This is a genomic window from Paenibacillus sp. FSL R5-0914, assembly GCF_038004525.1.
Taxonomy (GTDB): Bacteria; Bacillota; Bacilli; order Paenibacillales; family Paenibacillaceae; genus Paenibacillus_AQ.
Genome location: NZ_JBBORH010000002.1, coordinates 920,738 through 939,526, shown reverse-complemented (window position 1 = coordinate 939,526; position 18,789 = coordinate 920,738). Strand labels below are relative to the sequence as shown.

Here is an 18,789-nt window from a genome sequence, read left to right as displayed (position 1 = left end):
TTGTCTTGAAATAATAAAAAAGAAACCTCGGGAAGCTTCCAATGATCTTATGTGATCATTGCGGCGAACTTCCGAGGCTCATTTAATTTCCTTTTTTATAGGTAATTTCTTTAAAACTCACAGTGATATCGCCTTCAGTATCTGCATCATCCAGGCGATGATCTAAAATTACAGTTGCTTTGGCGGGGATGGACGAAAAGCTAGCCCCCTTCTGCTTCTTCTTTACATCATAGAGATAATAAGAAACATTCTTAACCTTCAGCCCTATAGTATCCTTGTACAAAAGTTCTACGGAATAGGATTTTATCACAGCTACATTAGCGTCCATCCATCCTACAACTTCAACCGCTGCATCTTCTTGGTCGCTTTCAGTCTTAATGGAGCCGATGGGAAGCCCATCCTGATTATAAAAATTAATTTTTTGTGGAGCGATTTTCAAATAATCGATGTCGATGTCATGGATTCGGTTTTGGTTCATCTCTGCTGTATCCATCCAGGCAATCGTGCCCGCCGGGTTCCACTTTATTTTCTCAGAAGGTACATACTGCTCTTGTGGTAACTGCACAGTACGTAGCGAAGCTCCATTATTATCATAAAAGGTTAATTGGCCGCTCTCATCATCATGTACAAATCTCTTAAAGGTTGGTGAAAGAAACAGGGATGGCGCACCGGTCGTCGAGTGAGGGATTACCGGATATTTTAGAAGATGCACATCGTCCTTTCCTTTCCTCAGATCAAACAACCATACATTGCCGAGGTAACTTTGCATAAATAATATTTGTTCATCCGCATTCCACTGGAATTTATAGATGTAGTCAGAATCATCAGAAAGCGGCCAAAAGTCTTCCCGAAGTCGCTCAATATCTCCTGTAACAACATTATAAGAGGACAAATGATATTTCCCAGCTTCTTTCGTCAGATCCGATTCCAGAAATAATAGATGATCCTCGTCCAACTTGATTAGCATATTATAGTTGTTCATAAATGCATTGTTCCAACGGTTATCGGTATCGATCAGCTCATCGCTCCATTTCACCATCACCTCATCCGTAGCAGGATCATGGGCTAGTAAAGCGTTAACTGCATTATGGTCGCCATAGAAAAAATGAATGGTATGATATAAGATTCCTTGTAATTCAACCACTGCCCCACCGTTTAATAGATAGTTATTTTCGGTTATGCCAATTGGTTTAGCCACCAGTTCTCCATTTGAGCTCCGTACTGCATTAAACTCCAGCCCCTTAAAGTTTGCTTCCAAGAATATAAGCTTTTTTAACTCGATAGTTGATTCCTTAGTAAGTGTGTAGCCTGTGCTTGTTTCGTTCACATTCATTAACATGCCTTGCTCGCTTGTTTCGTTAATCCATAGATGAAAGGCATATTTATTATTATTTGAAATTAGAACAATATCATAGTTAGGCGTTGCGGTATTTAAATTTCCTGGTATTTGTACAGCGGTACGGATGGCTCGGACGAAAGTTTCTATGCTTTCATGATCTATGTATTCAGCCTTTATGTTAGCATTCACTGAACCATGTGCTAGAGATTTCGCTACTGTGATTCGCTTGATTTCCTCGTCAATTTTTAGATTATCGGCTTCTACTTGTTGCTCATTGGGTTGAAATAAATCAAGTAAAACTACTTTTTTTGTTTCCGGCAGCTTGTAATGTCCATTTTGTCCTGATTTGGTGAAAAGACCATTATTCTCGCCATTAATCCAGAATGAGAACTTTTCGTTTTCTTTATTCTTCAATTCAACAGTAGCTTCATAATCAGGTGCTGCAATATCAAGCTTGGCGCTGTCATACTCAGCAGTATGTATGGCTTCATTGAATTGTTCTATTAAATTATTGTCCGTTATGGTCATGGATTCACCGCTATCGTTCTGGATTGTTATGGAATTAACAGAGCTCAGATCGATCAGGGTTTGATTCACTTTATCCTTATTCCCTGTATTGATACATCCAACAATGATTACTGAAATGACTGCTAAAAGGGCTAGTAGATTTATCTTTTTCATATAGGCTCCCCCTTCATGTTCTCTCTTCTTTAACGCCAAATAGAGGATAAAGTTGCAATAAATGAGATTAGCAATTGGATCAGATTCTTATCCTGAATTAAGTAACATTGTTTGTAGCAATAAAAAAAGCCACCGTACAGGCCTGTTCTCCTGTAAGGCAGCTTCTCTTTTATCCCAAAGGTTGGATGAACTATTTAATCATTATCACTACCATGTTCAGACCCGAAAAGCCTTTAAAAAATTCACAGCCTGGCGGATATCTTCCTCTGGATTAGTGCCAACTTCCCGTTCTATGGTCAGGAAACCTGTATAACCGATGTCGTTCAGCGCTTGTAGATAATTGTTCCAGTCGACAGAACCTGCTCCAAGTGGAACTTCACGGAACGCCGAGCCGGTCTCGGCCATTTCAGCCATCTTCTCATGGTCTAATGCGGGTGCTTCATAACCATATTGACCGTAAACATCGCGCGGATCGATATCGGCAAGTTTGAGACCATCTTTAGCATGGGTGTGTACAATGTAGTCTTTTAGTGTATGAACACCTTGCACGGGATCATCACCAGTCACCATCACCATGTTGGCCGGATCAAAATTAACAGAAACCCCTTTGGAACCCAAACCGTCGAGGAACGTCTTTAGACGCGCAGCGGGTTCTGGCCCAGTCTCAATCGCAAAGTAAGAATTCATCTCATGTGCGTATCTGCTTAGTTCCTCACAGGCGATATGCATGGTTTCATAAATTTTACTGGTGTGGTCAGAGGGAACAATTCCGATATGTGTAGTTACGATATCTGTACCTAGCTCCTTAGCCAGCTCCATAATGCGTTTGGACTTTTCGATTTTGGCACGGTTCTGTGCAGGGTCCTGAAATCCATGTCCGCCTAAATCTCCAACGAGGGCAGAGATTTCGAGACCCAGTGAAGCGATGTATTCCTTCCATTCACGGCGGGCTGAAGGAGAAAGGTTAGCGGGATCAAATTCACCTTGCACCGCATAAATCTGAACTCCATCAGCCCCTGCTTCTTTTGCCTTGCGCAACCCCTCTTTTACTCCGACCTGAAAACTGTCTACGATAACGCCGATTTTGTTAGTGATAATTGGTTTAACCATGGCAATAATCCTCCTTTAAAATGAATTAGTTTTGGTTCCAAACCCGCTTGATGTATTGGAGCCCAAGTCTTGTCCCCTTACGGCACTCTTCCATTCCCTCAAATTCTACAGAGATATATCCGTCGTAGCCACTTTCCTTAACGGTTCGAATGACACTCGGCATATCAATGTCTCCTTGACCAACGATGGCACCCCTCAACCAGTTCCCACCAGTAGACTGGAACCAGCCTTCGCCAGGCTGGCGATCCTGCGGACGAATATAGAAATCTTTGAAATGCACCATCGAAGCAAGCTTAATATTGTTAGTCACAGCAATAAGCGGATTCTCATCTGCGCACAGGAAGTTACCAATGTCGAGTGTTGTACGGAAGTTATCTCTTTCTACTGCGTGAACCAACGCCTGTACACGATCGCTGTGCTGAATAAAGTATCCATGATTCTCCACACTGGTCGTGATGCCCAAACCTGCGGCATAATCGGCAATTTCTCGACAGGCTTCAGCCAAATGTGGAAGCTCTTCCAAAAAGTGCGTAATTGATAGATCATTTGACGAGGCTACATCATGCCGCATCCGCTGAATGCCTAATGCCGCACAGACGTCTACTTCCCGCTTTACCCGCTCGACTTCCCGCTGTCTTTCCGCTGTCTCCAGCCCGGCAAAATTCGCCCCGATAGCATAATTAGACAACTCTAGTCCACGACCTGCTGCCGTTCGTACAATCTGATCAATTAGCTCAGGATTCTCAACCAAATTGATGCCCAAGGGTACAATCTCCGCATGCTCCGCGCCCAGATCGGCGATCGTCTCAATGACTCCTTCAAGCGTAAGCTCACCCGTTGAAAAAGCTGAATGCAAACTGTAGGTACTGATTCCTAGCTTCATAGTTTCACCTCTTCACCTTTGGCAGCGGATTCATAGATCGCGCCGAGAATCTTCATGATTGTAACGCCGTCCTGCACAGGACTAATCGGTGTAGAGCCGTTGCTGATGTTGTTCGCAAAGTGATTAATCTCATTTTGAAATGCACTGTTGAACTCAAACCCCTTATGATCGGTCTGCGGATAGGTATTGACGATCGTATCCGACAGTTCTTTGACGAGGACTATCTCAGGATCAATTTCAAACCCACCCTTGTCACCGTACAGGCGGACTGAGCGCTCGTCTTCTTTGGCATGCAGTGTAAAGCTTACATCAACCATCAGCGAAGCTCCATTCTCAAAACGAATTAGTGCATTTGCTAAATCTTCCACCGTATTGTTCGCTGCGTCGTAATCAGCGGCTTTATAGAAAGAAAGGTTCTTGATATTGGAACGATTGCCGAGCTTCCGGTAAGTATTGGCGCTTACTGATACTGGATTCGGACGGCCCATCAAATACCAGCATAGATCGATCACATGGACGCCGATATCAATCAATGGTCCGCCGCCGGAGCGTTCAATATCACTGAACCAGCCGCCGGGATTACCAAGTCTCCGGAACGTCGTTGCCTTCGCATAGTAGATTTCACCGAATTCTCCTTGTTCCACCAATGTCTGAAGTAGCTGGGCATTAGAGTCATAACGTCGTACAAAGCCTACTTGCAAAATTTTACCGCTCTTTTCCACTGCCTGCTGAACCTGAAGCGCTTCTTCAACCGTGCGGCAAAGGGGCTTTTCCACAAGTACATGTTTGCCTGCCTCAAGTGCCGCGATGCTAATCTCAGCATGAGAGTTGTTCCATGTGCAGATGCTGACTGCATCTATTTCGGAATTAGCCAGCAATTCACGATAATCCGTGTATACGTTCTCCACGTTATACTCAGCAGCAACAGCTCGTGCACGCTCTTCATTCAGGTCACAAACCGCATATATGATTGTCTGCGGATTATTCCGATAAGCACTTAAGTGCATGCTGGAGATAGAGCCGGTTCCTATTACGCCAATTTTGATCATATCCATAAATACTCTCTCCTTTATTTTGCATAGGTTATGATTCGTATTATAATGATTTCAACCCTAAACACCATGCAGAACCTTGCGGTTTCATTTGTACAATTGTGCTATAGGAGGTGCAGTCAATAAATGTTGGACTATGATAAACATCTACAGGAACCCATGGACATGCCGGATCCCGAGTTTCCGATTAAAGTACATACCCAGCGCTTCAACCAAGAAGGAGTTTTGTTGTTCCCACATCATTGGCATGAGCATCTTGAGTTTCTGTTTATTGAAAGCGGTGAGGCTGTTTTTGAATGCGGACGAACACCGATCAACGTACGGGCTGGTGATTTAGTTGCTGTAAACAGCAACGAGCTGCATTATGGGGTGAGCGCTTCTTCTGATTTATTGTATTATGCGATCATTGCAGATACTTCTTTGCTGCATAGTGCGGTAAGCGACGCTGCCGAGACCAAGTTCATCGCCCCGATTCAGCAGAACCAGCTGCTGTTACGTAATCATATCCGGGGAGATCAGCACATTACAGACTGTGCGCTGGCGATTATTCGGGAACTGGAACTTCGCGAATTCGGATATGAGCTGGCCGTGAAGTCCGAGCTATACCGCCTGCTAACGTTGCTATTGCGCAGACATATCGTCACCGTACTCTCACAGGCTGAGCAAGAAAGACGTATTCAAACCGTTGAACGCTTCGCACCTGTTTTGCGTTATATCGATACCCATTACCAGGAGCCCATTCAAGTTGACGAACTTGCGGCTCTAACAGGGCTAAGCCGCTTCCATTTCAGTCGTCTCTTCAAGGAATTAACTGGGCATACGATATCGGAATATATAAATGCTGTCCGTTTAGACCGTGCAGATTATTTGCTAAGGCATACCCAGTTAACGATTTCTGAAATCGCTACCACAACTGGCTTCAGTGATATCTACTATTTCAGCCGGACTTTCAAAAAACATAGAAAAGTACCCCCAAGCAGTGTGAGAGGGTTCTAGTTAGGGTGAACAAAGGAAGCAGTCTTGTACTTGCTATCGCTCCTTAATTTTAACATCAAAAAGGTCAGGAAAGGGTAATCCCCTCTACTGACCTTTTTTTATTTTATTAATTGCATAAAAGAAACTATCTTCCATCTTATGGGTATAATTAACATAACAAAAATATAGGAGGAGATTTCATTGAGAAAAATAATTAAACTGACTATATTAGCACTTTGCATAATGATTCTACCGGGAACAATGATTTATGCCGCATCGAACCAATCAGAAGTTTCATTATATTTCAATAATGTGGTACAAAAACAGGCAGCAGTAATATCCGAGGGGGACATTCTCTTACCTGTTGAACAGCTCTCTAAAAATTTGTTTGCTTTAATCGCTTTAGATGAAACAAGTAAAACGGTTCGAATCTACAAGCCAAATGTGAACATGGTATTGCTTGATAACAATGGAGAGATTTTCGGTAAGGTAAAAAGCCCTGCGCGGTTTGCCTTTTCAACCTTATTACAAGTAGATCATTTAAAAACAGAAATTTCAGATATAAAACTTACGATCACTGATCCCGCAGATAAAACAGAAACTATCGATAATCAACAAATTAAGAAGAGTGAAGAAAACTTTTGGTTCAAAACTAACGAATTTACTTATTCGTTTAATACAAAAGGCACCTATACTATTCAAGTATTTTTTAAAGACGTAAATTCAAAAACATGGTATCCTGTCTCTGAAATCGATGTATTCGGCATATGAGTTTCCGATAGTTGAATTCCCGTTTCCGTACTTCCTCACTTCTTATTATTCTTAATCACTTCATTAAAACGGTCAGGAAAGTTGGTATGTACCCCGTCTACCCCCCAAACCACAGCTTTGTCCATATTCACTTGATAATTCACTGTGTACGGAAATACCTTTAGACCCGAATTTTTCACCTGTGCGACATAGGAGGAATTTATTCTTTGAAAGTTAGGGCTAATACCAACTGCATAAGTTTTCACCCGATTGATAAAAGACTCTGGTACTTTGTAAACCGGAATATTATACCAAACAATTTGATAAAGCGGGATCTCTGGGTTAATCGAATGAAGCTTACGTAAACTCGCCTCACTAAATGAATGTACGGAAACATGATCAGACAGATTATATTTTTCAATTTGTTCGTTTAATATGGTTTCGATATTCGGATTCAAAGCAGGATCTTTAATCTCAATCATATAGTCCACTTCTTTTCCAAACCTTTCAAATACCTCTTCTAAAGTCGGAATACGTAATCCAGCATATTGATCCCTAGCAAACATGGGATATTGTTCGTTAAACCAAGAGCCAGCGTCTAATTTCGAAAGCTGCTCTAAAGTATAATTCTTAACATACCCCGTTCCATTTGTCGTACGATTAATAGTTTCATCGTGAATAACAACAGGAACACGATCCTTTGTTAACTGAATGTCTAACTCGATATAATCGGTATCCATATCAATGGCTAGTTCGAATGCAGGTATAGTATTCTCAGGAGCATATCCCGAAGCGCCACGGTGAGCAATGGTATAGACTTTGTCCGCAGGCTCGAGAATTTCCTTCACTTTAGTACGAATCCATGGAGAATAGGCATACATTGAGGTACACAATAAGATCAATAAAAATATGTGAATAAATATAAAGTACATTTTAGAATTTTGAATCCTTTGCATAAAACTTCCCTCTTCTTTTCAATAATTTATTGTTGTTTACTTGGTGCTGTTTTCTACATCATATCCAGTTAATTACCATCCATAATCCTATCAAATCTCCTCTTGATTTATAATTATGTAAAACCTGCGGATTATTCTAAGCTATATCGCAATGATGGCTGCAATAACCGCTTTAATGATATCACCTGGAAGAAAGATCACCACACTTGTTAATCTAGCCCAAATGGAAGTATTCGTAATCAATGCCATGATAGGCGCACCTATCAGATTAATCAACATTACACCAAAAATCAAATTTACGACAATCAGCTTCCAAGTTCTGACTTCCAGCGAATCATGCAGCATATACAAATTCTTTGATTTTCATGAAGAAACCCTTCATAGGAAAATTGAATGCATTGATTAGATTCATAAAGTTGGAAGAATCTCGAACTAAAAAAACACTGATCCAGATTAGGATCAGTGTTTTTTAGCTACACAATTTTAAACAGAATAGCTTTACTTGTTGATATGTTCATTGATTTGTTCAGCGATTTGTTCCAGTAATGCCTCTTTCCCTAATGCAAAGAATGCTTCATTGTAATTTTGTCTGCTTGTCATGCGATATATATTTTTCGATTTTACAGCTTTTAAGCTGCTCCAGACCTTACTTTGGTCTAGAACATTCCGGTCATTATCAGATAATAAAATGATGTGGTCTGGATTAAAAGTAGACAGTGCTTCTAGACTTGTTACTTTTCCTCCCCATGGGTCTGGTTCCGGTGTACCTGGCGCGATGAGTAATCCAAGATCATTAAAAATCATATCTGCAATACCTGTACGGGAATAGATCCGGATTTCTTTCTCTGTAGCTTCGATTACCGCAAACGTTTCTTCTTTAGTTATCTTTGTGATTTGATCATGCAGTTGTTGAGCACGTTGATCATAGGCCTTCAGCCACTCATCCATTTCTGTTTTCTTATCAAGTACCTCTGCAACAAAGGCAAACCGCTCTCTAAAAGCATTAAAGCCATAAGGAACCCTCACTGTTGGAGCAATCATATTTAGTTGATCATAGATTTTCTCTTGCGTAGGCCCTGCCAGTATCAAGTCAGGACTTGCTGCACTAATCGCTTCCAAGTTGACTTCCGTTTGAAACCATCCAACGGGCGTTACATTAGGCAGTTCTTTTTTTAGAATAGGTGTGATTTCCAGTGAATTAGCCATGTCTGTATTCCCGGTAATCACAGGTTTATATCCAAGCACTAAAAGTTCTTCAGTTGAGCCAGATACATCGGCAATTCTAACCGGGTTTACCGGTATTTCAACATCTCCCTTGGCGTCCTTAATGGTACGTGTTTCGGAGGAATTCGTAGCGACGGGTTCAGATTTTACCGCAGGTGGGGAGTTCTCCCCTTGAGCCTCCTGCCCTGAATTCCCACATCCGTACAACATCACCATCATAAATAAGGCGATTCCGACAAAAGAGATACGTTTTAAACTGAACATTTTTTCCAACCCTCTCCAATCTATTGATAATCATTCTCACTACTAGCAAGTCCGATCATACACTCTGCTGATAGGGCTGAACTACCGATAGAGGGATTGAATAACGGTTTGGCGGATATTTATTTGTTGTCTAACGTTTTTTTATTATTTCAGAAGGATTTATTCCATATTGCTTCCGAAACGCCTCCGCAAAATGACTAAAGTTGTTGTAACCTACCATCGTCGCTGTTTGACTAACACTACTCTCCCCGGAACGCATGATTTCCCATGCTTTTTCTAAACGTTTGTTCCGTAAATAGGCAAATACAGTCGTACCATACTCTTCCTTAAAACCAACTTTTAATTTGTATTCGTTAATACCCGCCAGCTTGGAAAGCTCTATGAGTGATGGAGGGTTTGCCATTTGCTCGAGTATGATTTCCCTGGCTCTCCGAATGCTTTCCCGGTCAGTGCGAGATAAATGCAAGCTACGTTTAGTATGACTCTGCTCAAAAAGAAAAGCGCCCAAATATGCGGAAAGGAGTTCTAATGCCTTACCCTCTGCGTATAACCTGCGCATTGAGGTATGATATGGGCAATCTCTCAATTGAACCAATATTCGGGAGGTTTCTGGAAGAATAGGCATACGGAACATACGAAATGATTGTGTATCTAACAGCCCGGATAAACTGCAAGTATGTAGAGATCCTTGCTCTACCATCCATGAATCGAACAGTGTTACCGGTACACCAATGGACAGTAAACGGATGGGTTCAGCACTGCGATAGTGAAATTCGGCTTGGAAATCTCGCATGAGCTGCAATGAACAACTGTCGGGCACCAACTCGTGACTATTGCCTGTTACCTGAACTTCTCCGCTGCCCTGTAGACAAAAGCTTAGCTCAATCATAGCTGCTTCGGATTGAACTCGGACTAAACGATCCTCAGTGAAACGGTAATCACTATCTACAATTTCGATCCCGGAAGATGTGATAACCCTATCGACGTATCCATGGTCACTAGGTTGTGAGAAATGCATTCGCTCTGTGGTGTCCCTTATAGCCGGAGTCTCAAACAATGCATTGAAATACCCGTTGTAGATGTTATGAATTGATTTTCTTGTCATTAATTCATACCCTCAGCAGATCTGTAGTATGCTGTAACCCCAATGTAGTGTTTTATCATGAGGAGATCACCTTTATTCATGTATTAAATGATAACGATTATCATTTAGATCATTATATCCGAGACATTAGCTAAACTGCAACGAACAGTTTATGAGGAGTGTTAGCGTATGATTCCAAATACAAACACCCCCTCATTCTAATGGATAAGGGGGTGTCGATTTCTGTTAATCAGCTTTTAACTTTCGTAGCATTATTCAGATCCGGATTCAGTTTATATTATCTCTTATCTCATCGCTTTAGCTAGCTCTGTGAAAATAACTCCAAGCGCGTAAGCTCCTGCATCCGGATAACCAATGCTTCGTTCACCTACCGTGCCTGCTCTTCCCATACGCGCGACGATATCGGAAGTCTTCCGGGCACCGAGAACCGCCGCCTCAGCAGCTTTGATAGCTGCCAGCTTTATATCTTCGCCTTGTTCTGCGCTTTGTGTCCAGGCATCCGCAAAAGGTACAAGCGCATCAATTAAAGTCTTGTCTCCAACGACAGCACCTCTCCCGAAAGACCTTTCGCCCGTATCTTGAATTCCTTTGACGACCGCTTGCATCATATTGGCAAATTCCTGAATGGATAACTCCTGCTTCTGCTGCGCAGTCTTGCTCGCAGCGCGGAATCCCGATCCCCAGATTGGCCCGGAAGCTCCTCCACAATGCTCCATAATGATCAATGAACAAGCATCAAGGAAGTCACCGATATCACTCTGATGATTAGCTAGAATATCTTCCCATTCTACTTTCAACTGCTTAAAGCCCTTGGCTACGCTCATCCCAAAATCACCATCTCCGGCGTGGGCGTCTAGCTCGCAGAACGGTACCTCATTCTCGATAATGACCTCACTCATTTGATCGATCAAAAATACGATATTTTGTAAGGAAAACTGGTTGTTCTTAATTACCGCTGCTTCAGCATCCGTATTATTCTTGAAGGATACCGTGCTGTCTGCTTTCTCTTCCTTGATGACTTCCGTATATTTCACAGGCTCAAATGAACCTTTAACCGACAATGCCGGAGTATCACACGGAGCAGACAACCATTTCTTCAGCGTCTCATCCAGCTTCATAATCGACACTGATGCGCCAGCCATATCGATGCTGGTCATATAGTTGCCAACAAATACTTTAAACACTTGCTTATTCTTCGCCGTCAATTCACGGATCACAGAATTATTCAACAAATAAAGCTCTTGCAGTGGTGTTCCACCAAATCCATTGATCAAAACAGCAACTTCTTGCTGCGACTCATCGTTCATTTGCAAGTTGCTCAGCAAGGACGTAACCATTCGCTGAGCGAGTTCATCCGCTGACACGGCTTTTTCTCTGCGAATTCCAGGTTCACCGTGAATTCCAACACCGTATTCCATCTCATCCTCTTCGATATGAAACGTCGGGGTTCCTTTGGCAGGAACGGTGCAAGATGTAAAGGCGAAGCCGATGGTGCGAACATGGTCAATCGCATGTTGCGCCGCTTCTTTTACTTCCGACAGGGACAGCCCTGCTTCTGCCGCAGCCCCGGCTACTTTATGAACGAGAACAGTTCCGGCCACCCCTCGTTTCCCTACGGTATAGAGACTGTCTTCAACGGCAATGTCATCGTCTACTTTGACATATTCCACTTGTATGCCATCTTCACTTGCGAGATGAGCCGCATTTTTAAAGTTCATGATGTCACCGCTGTAGTTCTTAATAATAATCAGCGTTCCCTTTTTACTAGCAGAGCTACGGATCGCTTGGTAGACCTGAATCTGGGATGGAGAAGCAAACACATCGCCACACACGGCTGCATCCAGCATACCACTGCCTACGAACCCGGCATGGGCCGGTTCATGCCCACTTCCGCCACCGCTTATAAGTGTAACTTTATCGGTGTTGATCTCTTTTTTAGAAATCACTTTGAATTTATCGTTGAAATCCAGCTCAGGATGCGCTAAGACAAGTCCATTACACATTTCCCGGACTAGCGTTTCCGGCTTATTCATAATTTTCTTCATCTTAAAGCTCCTTACTTAATTTGTATTGACGGCCTAATTGGTCGGCAGCCATAATCGCCGATGCTACGGCTTCTTCTGTAATGGGGAACGGCATCGAATGAATCGATTCCTCAGCAATACAAGCTTTTTTAGCAACCTCAAGAAGTTCTTCGTAAGTTACTTGCTCCACTCCGATATCTGCTAAGCACACCGGAAGCCCAATAGACAGGCAGAAATCCAATACTTCTCTTAATTCGGTACGGTCTGCATTTTCAAGCACCAATTGAGCAATTGTACTGAAGGCTACCTTCTCACCATGATAATAATGATGTGTTCCTTCTAAAGCTGTTAAACCATTATGGATCGCATGAATCGCAGCCAATCCTCCACTTTCAAAGCCTAGTCCCGATAACAAAATATTCGTTTCGATGATATTCTCCAAGGCTGGGGTTACGATATTCAGATCGCAGGCCTGCTTCGCCTTGAACCCATTTTCAAGCAAAGTGTCATAACACAGTTTGGCAAGACCTAGTGCGGTTATTGTTCCTTTAGCTTCCCCACAAACACCCTCACGAACCCCGCAAGGCAATCCCGCATTCACATTGGAATAAGAATTTGCTGTAGCTCTTGCTTCGAAATAAGTGGAGAGTGCATCTCCCATCCCTGCAACAAGAAATCTTGTTGGTGCTTTGGCAATGACTGTTGTGTCGATCATGACTACACTTGGGCTTTGCTTGAAATAAGCATAATCATCAAACTCACCTTCTGGGGTATAGAGTACTGCGGAGTGGCTTGTTGGTGCATCAGTGGCTGCTATCGTTGGAACGATAATCAACGCTTCTCCTTCTGCTACGCATTTTGCCGTATCAATCGCCTTACCTCCACCCAAACCAATCGTACATGCACATCGATGTTCCTTAGCCAGAGCCTGTAATCTTGCGACTTCTTGTCTTGAGCATTCCCCATGGAAGCCACTTTCAACAAGCGTTATATTAAATTTCTGTTTAGTTGACTCCAATTTATCTTTCACACGTGTAACATCATCTGGATGTGCAATGAGCAGTGCGGAATCACCGAATGTTTTTACAAAATAGCCTAAATTCAAAAGTTCATTCTCACCTTGCACATATTTCGTCGGACTGATAAACGCTCTTCTCATTTTCATTCCTCCTAGGTTGTATATAGTTATTATTATAGATTGCTCTATTTCGGTATGCATGAAACAATAAGATCAGAATAAAGCGTTTTCTTATCGAGTTTTTTTGTCTTCTTATTAAGGAATAGTATTATCTTGTCCTTTTGAGCAAAAATTCGCTATAATGTTCAATATGTTTCTATAACTTACCTAGGAGAATATCGTGATGTCCAAATCTCGATTTAATTTAGAAGAAATAATTGATTTGAAGAAATGGGAGAAACTGCAGGATTCTTTATCACTCGTGACTAAAATGGCGATTCTTACCGTAGATTATAAAGGCGTTCCCGTGACTAAGCACAGCTTCTGTCAGCCTTTCTGCCAAGGCGTTCGCCAAGATTCTAATCTCTCTCCTTATTGTCAAAAATGTGATGCTCGTGCCGGCATTGAGGCTGTACGCCAGAACAAGCCTTATATTTATTTATGCCATTTCAATATTATCGATATCGCGATTCCAATTATTATTGACGATCAATATTTGGGTGCAATTATGGCTGGACAGCTTAAGCTTCGTGAACCTGATGTGTCACAGCTGGAGCAGATAGTATCTAGGCCACCTAATGTTGAGTCGAACATGAAGTTTCAAGCGCTTAAAGAGGATTACGAAGCACTTCCTGTCCTATCCTACGATGAAGTAACCAAGTGCGTGGACCTACTTCTACAGTTAAGTACTTACATCGTGGAAGAAGCCATTCAAAAGCGTACCACCGTTGATTTGTACAAAAGAGTACTGACCACAGATATCGATATATCTGCTTCAGCAGAATCTTTCGAGGAGACAGACCTTACTTATCGCAAAATTCAGTCTCTGCAGCAAGAGTTGTCAGGAGCGCTTATTGAGACCAAATTGAAAAATGGAGCACAAAAGTTGGTCTCTTCAAATGCAGTGCTTCAGCCTGCGTTCGATTACATCTATGCGCACAAAAATGAAAATTTCAGCCTAAAAGAAATGGCCAAGCTTTGTCATATCAGCCCCAGTTATTTCAGTCGCATATTTACAAAAGAAACAGGCGAGAACTTCTCCCTCTTCGTTGCCAGGCTCAAAATTGAATGGGCCAAGCAGTTGCTGGAAACCACAGACGCACCTATTAATCAAGTGAGCGATGATTTAGGATTTTGTGATACTGGTTATTTTATTAAAACCTTCAAACGGTTCGAGAATCTCACTCCAGCTGTATACCGGAATATGTATATGAGTTGATTAGCTGCATTAAGGGGAAATCTGTGATTTCGCCTAATATAGCCTCTTTGATCTTTCCCTCTCCGTTTATAATAAACGTAGCAGGAAGCGCACTAACTCCGAATGAAGTAGATATTTTTCCGGTAACATCGATGACAACTGGAAAAGAAAAACTGTGATCCTTAAGATATTCTGATACTGTCCCTTTAGACTCACCAACATTAATAAACAAGGTTTCAATTTGAGAACTAGTGGATTTGTGAATGTCCTTCAGAAGGGGCATTTCACGCACACATGACGTGCACCAGGAAGCCCAAAAGTTAAGCACCACAATCTGTCCCTGAAAATCGCTTAGTCGAACCTTTTTACCTTCTATAGTAGTAGCTTCAAATTCGGGAGCGATAGAGCCCACTGCAATCCTCTCAGATGAATCTCTTGTTTCATTATGGCTAAATATCCATACAACAGTCGTGACAGCTGCGATGATCACCAGCAAAGCAATGATTCGACGCATGCTCATTTCAGACCCAGACTATGATTAAAGGCTGTATACAGAGAACCAAATTTCGCATGAAATTCTTTGGTCGGACCTGAACCAACATTTCTTCCATGACTTAAAAAGACAATCTGATCTGCGATCTTATCAGCGATTTCTAACTGGTGTGTGGAGAAAATAACAGTATGCCCTTCTTCCTTGATTCTTTGGAGTAGGTCTACAAATTCATTCATCCAGAAAGGGTCAAGACCGTTTGTGGGTTCGTCCATAATTAGCAACGAAGGTTTGGCCAGCAATGCCTGAGCAAATAAGATACGCTGACGCATTCCCTTTGAAAAGGTGTTGACCAGACGATTTCGTTTATCCTGTAGACCTACTAAGCCAAGGACTTCGTTTACTCTCGCTTTGCGATTGGGTACCCTACGGAGAGCGGCCCAAAAAGTCAGAGCTTCCTCTGCCGACAGCCCCTGATTGAATTGATAATCATCCGGCATATAACCAATTTGTTTCGAGAATTGTTTGCGTGATTTGTGCCAGTATAAACCTCCCACTGAGATTTCGCCCACCGAAGGCTGAAGAATACCCGCAACCATTCGCAAAACGGTACTTTTGCCAGCCCCGTTACCGCCACATAGTGCAAGTATGCTCCCAGTGGGGATTTGAAAGCTAATCTCTTCAACTATTGTTTGCTTTTTAATAACCTTAGAGATTCCTCTTACATTCACTAAGGGGTTATCCACGAGAGCGCCCCCTTTCCCATATCCAATATACAAACAGGATCGAGCTCAACATCCAGACTAGACAGACTCCCATAAACAACAAACTACCCTTCGAACCATTTATCCATTCTACCCATTGGTAATATTCAGGTCCCAGCACTGAACCTCCGCCCAGCTTAATTACAACGAATAACCGAACAAGCTCTGCTGGGTTGAGTATTGTGAATACGACCAGCAAGGGCTTAATCCAGAGATAAGGCATTAAACCTAAAAAGGCGATCAAAAAGGTCGGCCACCCTATTACTGTGAAAAACCACACAGCAACAGAAACAGTCAGCGCCTGCCAGCGGTTTCTTGATAATGAACCGATAAACAAGGCGATGGTCAAGAATAGTAAAACAAGTCCTGCGGAAAACAACAAAAATAGAAAGTAAGTAGTAGAATCATAGGCCATGCCCAAGAATCCACTAATCATTCCCATTAAACCATAGCCGAAAGCCACAACCGTAAGTAATACGACAGCCAGCCCCACATACTTGCCAAGAATAAATGACAATGTTCCTATTGGATAAGTAGATAAAAGCTGCCAACTACCTTCTTCCTTTTCTGAGGTCAGTGAAAAAGAGCCTAGGAATAAGGTCATAAGCGGCAGCAGATACAAAATCAGACTTAGCATGGAACCTGTAACTGCGGTGTAGCCTTGAATCTCATTTTGTGCATTAATCAGCAGTAAGCCAAGACTAAACGCACAAAATAATGCCAAAAAAGAATAAGCCCATGGATTTCGAAACCCCATTTTAATCTCTCTGCGTGCGACTTGCAGGATATCAACCATTACATATCCATCTCTTTATCCGATGTCATACCTTCCATTTCCTCAGACTTATGCTCGTCCATATGACCTTCTCCGCCATTCATATCCATTTGCATCATATCCGTATTTTGTTTCCATTCATGCTTGGACAGATCACTTGCTGACAGAACGCTGCCAACACCTTGTTCCTTCACAAAAGCTTCGGCTGAAGCAGTGTCCTTGAAGCTGATAACTCCATAAGCCATAGGTGTGCGTAGTGTCTCATCATAGACAAAGCTTGCCTTACTGAATTCCACCCATTCTTTGTCGTTATAGTCACGGACATAATCCTTTCCGATGTTTTTGGTTCCATTCTTGTTCTTCCATTCATTCATACAACCAATATCATCAAACTTATAATTCTTCCCGTCTTTCGTTGTTAGCTGAGTAGCAAAGGCATCGTCCTTAACCTGCATATTGCAAATCGCGCAAATATCAACTTCTTCATTAATCGCCAAAGGTTCAAACTTTTTGGAACCACAAGCCGCTAGAATTAACAAACCCACCATCAACATCAGCATTAAACTCCATTTTTTCATAACCGTAATACCCCCATATATAGTATTGTGATCACAGAGAAAAACAAAAGCAGCCAACCGGCTACCATCACCGACCCTTGCCCCTCACTAACTTGTCCAACATCTGCATGAACTGAATCCAATTGCATAAGCGGCTCTGGATCGGTGGACCATTGTTCTTTATCATTTGTATACAGATCGCTTAAAAATGTCATGCCCGGTGATTGAAAAAAGAGCTGATAAGCAGCATTTTCTGTAACTAATTGCTGATAAAATGGATTAATAGCATATGGCAGATCACTTAAGCCATCACCCGATACATCCAGCCCTGCGAATGAATCCCAAAAATTTCTCGTCATCTTATTATTCTTAGAATCCGTTGCCTGTGCTTCAATCACATTTGCAATAAAAGCATTCTTCTGAAAGCGGTTGCCTTCAGAACCCTCAAATTGAATCCCAATATAATTTCGGAGCACCATATTATTCTGGAGAGTGTTGTCGGAGGATTGTTGCATATAAATTCCTACCCGATTTCCTTCCACGAGGTTATTTACAATCTGAGAGGTACGAACGTCAAAGAGCAGGATTCCTTGAGAATGAACATTCTGATTTTGTTTACGAAAAGAGTTTCCTGATACCATAACGTCGCTCACTCCCATCACCATCGCGCCAGTAATGTTGTATTCTCCAATATTGTTCGTAACAGATGATCCATTGATATACATACAGTGAACACCGTATCGTAAATGATAGAGCCGATTGTGATCAACCTTTGTATTGCGACTCTTCTCTAAATAAATGCCATCTCGGAGATAAGAGATTTCATTCTCTCTGATATCTGAACCATGAGAGTTATAGAGATCGATGCCATTACCTCTTTTTCCCGAAGCAGCACCTTTAGGTATAAACCAACGGATTTTATTGTTTACTATAACTCCACTATCAGACTCACGTAGCATAATGCCAAAGCCAAATGTATGTATGACTAAATCTTTCAAAGTTACCTGATCGGCTTCCACCCGAATCGCTGCTGCTTCTCCCCCGTTATGCTGCTGTATATTAAGTCCTTGAAGCTTTACCCCATCAGCCTGAATCATAACTGCAACCTCAGCATCGGGAGATGAATTTAATAGTGTTGCCCTTCCTTCCCCGCTAATCGTCAGCCTTTTATCAATTTGAACCGGACCCAGGTAAGTACCTGGAGCTAAAGTAATCGAATCTCCGATTTGGGCCGCATTAATAATCGGCTGGAGTGGAACCGCTTTCGAAGTAGTATTTGCACTGGCACTCCCACTGTAGGTCGTGATTATTAAGAAAAGGCTGAATAACATCATTAGCATTACTCTGAGGTGACAGAAACTTTTGCGTATAACCATTGTTCACCCCCTATCAGTAATTCATTCTCTAATCTATCATTTGCCTAATTGTAAAGAAAAGGAAGTTGCATGCCTATAGCTCAATGTAG

Annotated in this window: 18 protein-coding genes; 3 read left to right on the top strand and 15 right to left on the bottom strand. The window is 42.1% G+C overall.

The genetic code is table 11. The features are described 5' to 3' along the window. Nucleotides 1-82: 82 nt before the first annotated feature. The 4 genes from MKX60_RS20380 to MKX60_RS20365 all read right to left on the bottom strand — a co-directional run bounded on the left by MKX60_RS20380 (nt 83) and on the right by MKX60_RS20365 (nt 5,068). On the bottom strand, nt 83-2,020 hold the full coding sequence (locus tag MKX60_RS20380; RefSeq protein WP_341060801.1) for a hypothetical protein: 1,938 nt from the start codon (nt 2,018-2,020) through the stop codon (nt 83-85). 216 nt (nt 2,021-2,236) lie between these two features. After that, the gene (locus tag MKX60_RS20375; RefSeq protein ID WP_076299742.1) at nt 2,237-3,130 is read right to left on the bottom strand and encodes a sugar phosphate isomerase/epimerase family protein; all 894 of its coding nucleotides are present in this window, start codon (nt 3,128-3,130) and stop codon (nt 2,237-2,239) included. A 25-nt stretch (nt 3,131-3,155) separates the two neighbouring features. Further along, a complete protein-coding gene (locus MKX60_RS20370; protein ID WP_341060800.1) occupies nt 3,156-4,013 on the bottom strand; it encodes a sugar phosphate isomerase/epimerase family protein in 858 nt (285 codons plus the stop codon). Then, a complete protein-coding gene (locus MKX60_RS20365) occupies nt 4,010-5,068 on the bottom strand; it encodes a Gfo/Idh/MocA family protein (protein WP_076299740.1) in 1,059 nt (352 codons plus the stop codon). Before MKX60_RS20365 ends, MKX60_RS20370 begins: the two co-directional genes overlap by 4 nt. A gap of 123 nt (nt 5,069-5,191) precedes the next feature. Between MKX60_RS20365 and MKX60_RS20360 the strand changes: the two genes are divergently transcribed. Together MKX60_RS20360 and MKX60_RS20355 are read left to right on the top strand one after the other, a co-directional pair. Next, complete coding sequence (locus tag MKX60_RS20360) at nt 5,192-6,061, top strand: helix-turn-helix domain-containing protein (protein ID WP_042188277.1); 870 nt, start codon at nt 5,192-5,194, stop codon at nt 6,059-6,061. 180 nt (nt 6,062-6,241) lie between these two features. Beyond that, nucleotides 6,242-6,811 (top strand): hypothetical protein, encoded by a 570-nt coding sequence (locus tag MKX60_RS20355; protein WP_076299739.1) that lies wholly within the window; start codon nt 6,242-6,244, stop codon nt 6,809-6,811. A 35-nt stretch (nt 6,812-6,846) separates the two neighbouring features. On the opposite strand, the gene MKX60_RS20350 is transcribed toward MKX60_RS20355, so the two are convergent. The 6 genes from MKX60_RS20350 to MKX60_RS20325 form a co-directional block, all read right to left on the bottom strand. Next, nucleotides 6,847-7,746: a glycerophosphodiester phosphodiesterase gene (locus MKX60_RS20350; RefSeq protein WP_081382910.1), complete on the bottom strand. Its 900-nt coding sequence runs from the start codon at nt 7,744-7,746 to the stop codon at nt 6,847-6,849. Between the two features lie 141 nt (nt 7,747-7,887). Continuing rightward, nucleotides 7,888-8,091, bottom strand: a complete 204-nt coding sequence (locus tag MKX60_RS20345; protein WP_076299738.1) for a biotin transporter BioY — start codon at nt 8,089-8,091, stop codon at nt 7,888-7,890. A 153-nt stretch (nt 8,092-8,244) separates the two neighbouring features. Next, the gene (locus tag MKX60_RS20340; protein ID WP_149645619.1) at nt 8,245-9,234 is read right to left on the bottom strand and encodes an ABC transporter substrate-binding protein; all 990 of its coding nucleotides are present in this window, start codon (nt 9,232-9,234) and stop codon (nt 8,245-8,247) included. 130 nt (nt 9,235-9,364) lie between these two features. Then, complete coding sequence (locus tag MKX60_RS20335; RefSeq protein ID WP_076299736.1) at nt 9,365-10,339, bottom strand: helix-turn-helix domain-containing protein; 975 nt, start codon at nt 10,337-10,339, stop codon at nt 9,365-9,367. Between the two features lie 284 nt (nt 10,340-10,623). Next, nucleotides 10,624-12,384 (bottom strand): dihydroxyacetone kinase subunit DhaK, encoded by a 1,761-nt coding sequence (gene dhaK / locus MKX60_RS20330; protein ID WP_341060799.1) that lies wholly within the window; start codon nt 12,382-12,384, stop codon nt 10,624-10,626. Between the two features lies 1 nt (nt 12,385). Further along, a complete protein-coding gene (locus MKX60_RS20325; protein ID WP_341060798.1) occupies nt 12,386-13,522 on the bottom strand; it encodes a glycerol dehydrogenase in 1,137 nt (378 codons plus the stop codon). Nucleotides 13,523-13,724: 202 nt separating this feature from the next. Between MKX60_RS20325 and MKX60_RS20320 the strand changes: the two genes are divergently transcribed. Next, a complete protein-coding gene (locus MKX60_RS20320; protein WP_341060797.1) occupies nt 13,725-14,759 on the top strand; it encodes a PocR ligand-binding domain-containing protein in 1,035 nt (344 codons plus the stop codon). Here the strand turns inward: MKX60_RS20320 and MKX60_RS20315 are convergent. The 5 genes from MKX60_RS20315 to MKX60_RS20295 are packed head-to-tail and all read right to left on the bottom strand — an operon-like array spanning nt 14,722 to nt 18,700. Next, nucleotides 14,722-15,258, bottom strand: a complete 537-nt coding sequence (locus MKX60_RS20315) for a redoxin domain-containing protein (protein ID WP_341060796.1) — start codon at nt 15,256-15,258, stop codon at nt 14,722-14,724. The two genes, MKX60_RS20320 and MKX60_RS20315, sit on opposite strands and share 38 nt — an antisense overlap. After that, complete coding sequence (locus MKX60_RS20310; RefSeq protein WP_076299731.1) at nt 15,255-15,974, bottom strand: ABC transporter ATP-binding protein; 720 nt, start codon at nt 15,972-15,974, stop codon at nt 15,255-15,257. The genes MKX60_RS20315 and MKX60_RS20310 overlap by 4 nt, the downstream gene beginning before the upstream one ends. Next, the gene (locus tag MKX60_RS20305; RefSeq protein WP_076286793.1) at nt 15,967-16,788 is read right to left on the bottom strand and encodes an ABC transporter permease; all 822 of its coding nucleotides are present in this window, start codon (nt 16,786-16,788) and stop codon (nt 15,967-15,969) included. Before MKX60_RS20305 ends, MKX60_RS20310 begins: the two co-directional genes overlap by 8 nt. Then, nucleotides 16,788-17,345 carry a nitrous oxide reductase accessory protein NosL gene (locus MKX60_RS20300; protein ID WP_076286794.1) on the bottom strand — a complete coding sequence of 186 codons (558 nt, stop codon included), beginning with the start codon at nt 17,343-17,345 and terminating at the stop codon, nt 16,788-16,790. The genes MKX60_RS20305 and MKX60_RS20300 overlap by 1 nt, the downstream gene beginning before the upstream one ends. Continuing rightward, nucleotides 17,342-18,700 carry a right-handed parallel beta-helix repeat-containing protein gene (locus MKX60_RS20295; protein WP_341060795.1) on the bottom strand — a complete coding sequence of 453 codons (1,359 nt, stop codon included), beginning with the start codon at nt 18,698-18,700 and terminating at the stop codon, nt 17,342-17,344. The genes MKX60_RS20300 and MKX60_RS20295 overlap by 4 nt, the downstream gene beginning before the upstream one ends. Between the last annotated feature and the right edge of the window lie 89 nt (nt 18,701-18,789).